Source organism: Streptomyces boncukensis, from assembly GCF_011045075.1.
Taxonomy (GTDB): domain Bacteria; phylum Actinomycetota; class Actinomycetes; order Streptomycetales; family Streptomycetaceae; genus Streptomyces; species Streptomyces boncukensis.
Window position 1 is genome coordinate 1 of record NZ_JAAKZZ010000711.1, and the last position, 3,004, is coordinate 3,004.

General features: G+C 72.7%; 3 protein-coding genes. 1 reads left to right on the forward strand and 2 read right to left on the reverse strand.

All coding sequences use genetic code 11. The features are described 5' to 3' along the window. Positions 1 to 346: 346 nt before the first annotated feature. The gene (locus G5C65_RS34630; protein WP_165303027.1) at positions 347 to 904 is read right to left on the reverse strand and encodes a hypothetical protein; all 558 of its coding nucleotides are present in this window, start codon (positions 902 to 904) and stop codon (positions 347 to 349) included. Positions 905 to 1,255: 351 nt separating this feature from the next. On the opposite strand from G5C65_RS34630, the gene G5C65_RS34635 reads away from it, so the two are divergent. Further along, a complete protein-coding gene (locus G5C65_RS34635; RefSeq protein ID WP_165303028.1) occupies positions 1,256 to 1,717 on the forward strand; it encodes an SSI family serine proteinase inhibitor in 462 nt (153 codons plus the stop codon). 90 nt (positions 1,718 to 1,807) lie between these two features. On the opposite strand, the gene G5C65_RS34640 is transcribed toward G5C65_RS34635, so the two are convergent. Continuing rightward, positions 1,808 to 3,004: chitinase (locus G5C65_RS34640; RefSeq protein ID WP_241266271.1), on the reverse strand; the 1,197-nt coding region annotated here is incomplete at its 5' end.

Genomic DNA, 3,004 nt, shown 5'->3' on the forward strand with positions numbered 1-3,004 from the left:
AGTGCGGTCAGGAGAGTGTCCAGATCGGTGTTCACAGCACGCCCCACGGGTCGAGCCAGTGTTCTCAGCACCAATCCTGGGCACTCTTCGCCGTTCCAGACAGAGCGAAAGCACATCAATCATCTAGGGGTGCTTCCGGCGGATCATGGTCGCCCTCTTCCGGGGCCGCCCCGGGCCGGGGCTGCCCCGGGCCGTCCCCTGCGGACCGCGCCCCGGCAGGGGCGCGGGGAACTGCGCGACCAGCCTCCCCCAAGCTCTCGGCTTCGCTCGAGCAGGGGGTACCCCCATCGCGCCCGCAGGCTGCGACGAGACAACAGGGGGCAGCCCCGGCCCTGCAAGCCCCACCTCAGCGCACCCGGTCCCGTACGTACGGCAGCAGCGCGCGCTCCAGCAGCGCCGTGCGCCACGCCTCGCGCGCCCGCGCCACCTCGGAGCGCCGCGCCGGGTATGGACGGACCTGCGGGAACCGGCGGCCGCTCGCCGTGACGACGAGCCGGCCGAGCCCCACGGCGCCGGTCACGGCCGCCAGCCCGGCGCCCGCCCATCCGGTGAGCACCAGGGAGGCGCCGATGTCGTGCCGCACACCGGTGAGCACCAGCGTGTAGCCGAGCACCAGGAAGATCACGGCCGCCGCCGCGGCGATCAGCGGGACCAGTACGGCCAGCGCGGGCAGCAGCGAGGTGCGCAGCCTGCCCGGGGGCGACGGCTGCGCGCGCGGGGCGCTCCGCAGCCGGCACAGCTCCCGGTACTCGGCCGCCGCCCGGACCAGCAGCCGGTCGGCGGCTGAGAGGGCGTCAGCGCGCAGCCGCTCGGCCATCTCCTCGGGCACTCCGCGCAGGGCCTGGTCCAGCACCCGCTCGAAGTCCTCCCGGTCCTCCGGCCGGAGAGAGTGGCTGCTGTTCATGGACTCCCACACTCCCTTTTTCTACAGGACTGTAGAAGATACCGGACCGGGACCGCGAGGACCATGACGGCGCACCCGCGCCGGAGAGCCCGGCACGAGGGTTTCCGGCCGATTCGGGTTGTCGAATGACGCGCTCCGCTTCCCGCGCCGACCGGGGGCAGCCGGCGGGCTCCCGCAACTCCGCCGCGCCGACCTCGCGTTCCGGGGGACCACCGGGACGCACCGGTGACACAAGCCAGCCACACGGTGTCCGCATACCGTGACCGGAGTGAGCGGTGCGCCCGCGCGCCGCCCGCCCGCATCCGCCAGACTCGCACCCGCACCCCCCACTCGTGTGAAGGAGTGCGACCCATGCGCAAGACCGCCCAGCGAACCGCGGCAGCGACCACCGTGGCCGTCTGCTGCCTGGCCCTCACCGCCGCCACCGCCGCCACCGCCGGCGCCGCACCGCACGCCCCCGCCCAGGACCAGGAGCGGTCCACGGCGTCCGCGTCCCGGATGGTGCTCGGGGTGGGCCACCACGACGGCACCGACCGGATGGTCCCGGAGCGCGTCGTCTACCTGGACTGCCTCCCCACCACCTCCGCCAGCGACCACCCCAGGGCGCTGCGGGCGTGCGACGACCTCGTGCGCGTCGACGGCTCGTTCCGCAGCCTGGTCGGCCTGAACCAGAGCAAGCACTGCACGATGGAGTACAACCCGGTCACCGTCACCGTCGACGGCTACTGGAAGGGGAACCGCGTCGAGTTCGCGCACACGTTCGCCAACCCGTGTATCAAGCGGCTGAACGCCTCGTATCTCTTCCAGTTCTGAGGAGACCGGGCCGGGCCCTGGACACCCGCCGTGCCCAGGGCCCGACCGGGGACGCACCGCGGCCGGAACCGGAACCGGAACCGGCGCCGGTCAGGAGGTTCCGGAGCGCCAGCGGTCGAAGTTGCCGGAGAACTCCCCGCCGTTGAAGCGGTCCCAGTTGATCGACCAGGTCATCAGGCCGCGCAGCCGGGGCCAGGTGCCGTGGGGCTGGTACGGGCCGCAGCCGGTCCCCTTGGCGAGGCAGTCCAGGGCCTTGTTCACCTCGGAGGGCGGCACATGGCCGTTGCCGGCCTGCGGGGAGGCGGGCATGCCGATCGCCACCTTCTCCGGGGGCAGCGGCGCAAAGACGCGGTCCCTGTCGCCCATCACCGGGAATCCGGTGAGCAGCATGTCGGTCATGGCGACGTGGAAGTCGGCGCCGCCCATGTGGTGGTACTGGTCGTCGAGGCCCATGATCGGGCCCGAGTTGTAGTCCTGGACATGCAGCAGCGTCAGATCGTCCCGCAGCGCGTGGATCACCGGGAGGTACGCGCCGGCGCGCGGGTCGCCGCCCCACTGGCCGGGCCCGTAGCGCTGGTAGCCGAGCTGGACGAAGAATGTCTCCGGGGCCATGGTCAGCGTGAAGTCCGGGCCGTACTTCGCCTTGAGGGACTTGACGGCCGAGATGAGGTTCACGATGACCGGGGTCGTGGGGTTGCGGAAGTCGGAGTCGCCCGCGTTCAGGGACAGCGAGTGGCCCTCGAAGTCGATGTCGAGCCCGTCCAGGCCGTATCGGTCGATGATCGCGGAGACGGAGGAGACGAACCGGTCACGGGCCTGGGAGGTGGTGAGGCGCACCTGGCCGTTCTGGCCGCCGATGGAGATCAGCACCTTCTTGCCCTGTGCCTGCTTGGCCCGGACGGCTTCCTTGAACTCCTCCTCGCTCTCGACGCCCGGGCACTCGCTCTGCGGGCAGAGGCTGAAGCGGATGTCGCCGGAGGTGGCCGAGGTCGGCTCGCCGAAGGCGAGGTCGATGATGTCCCAGCTGTCCGGGACGTCCGCGAGCCGGGTGTAGCCCGAGCCGTTGGCGAAACTGGTGTGCAGATAGCCGACCAGCGCGTGCCGGGGCAGCTCGGCCCCGGCCCCGGCGCCGGGCGCGGCGGCGGCCGCCGGATCGGCGGCGGCCGGGGCCCCGGTGGGCGCGGCGGACACGGCGGCCGGGGCCGCGAGCAGGCCGGATGCCGCGAGCGCGCACACCGCCAGTGCGGTACGGAACCTGGGTCTGTGCTGGCCCGAGCGGGCGCGGGG

Coding starts and splice junctions, on each gene's coding strand:
- G5C65_RS34630 (WP_165303027.1), bottom strand. CDS start 904: ATGAACAGCAGCCACTCTCTCCGGCCGGAGGACCGGGAGGACTTCGAG.
- G5C65_RS34635 (WP_165303028.1), top strand. CDS start 1,256: ATGCGCAAGACCGCCCAGCGAACCGCGGCAGCGACCACCGTGGCCGTC.